The organism is Paraburkholderia sp. SIMBA_030, assembly GCF_046535245.1.
Classification (GTDB): Bacteria; Pseudomonadota; Gammaproteobacteria; order Burkholderiales; family Burkholderiaceae; genus Paraburkholderia.
Genome location: NZ_JAWRXB010001125.1, coordinates 1 through 253, shown reverse-complemented (window position 1 = coordinate 253; position 253 = coordinate 1). Strand labels below are relative to the sequence as shown.

Annotated in this window: 1 protein-coding gene; it reads right to left on the bottom strand. The window is 68.4% G+C overall.

The features are described 5' to 3' along the window. The coding region (locus tag SB772_RS43525) for a hypothetical protein (RefSeq protein WP_410838969.1) at positions 1-253 on the bottom strand (253 nt) is incomplete at both ends.

Sequence of the window (253 nt, the reverse complement as noted above, 5' to 3'; positions counted from 1 at the left end):
CGAGGATTTCGTCGCCATCAGGGTCGCCGGAGAGATCCTTCAGCGTTCCGATCGGGTCGTCCGTCGGCTCGCCGACGGTCACCTGCGTCTGCTGCGCGCCTGTGCCCATCAGCGGGCGCAGCCGCTCCAGATCGCCGGAAGCCGCCGCCTCGACGATCTGCTGGCGCATTTTGCGCACCGGCTCCGGCGCCTTGCTGATGTCGTAGATCACCTCGACAGGCTTGGCGTCGTCGGTGGCGCCTGGCGTCGTGTC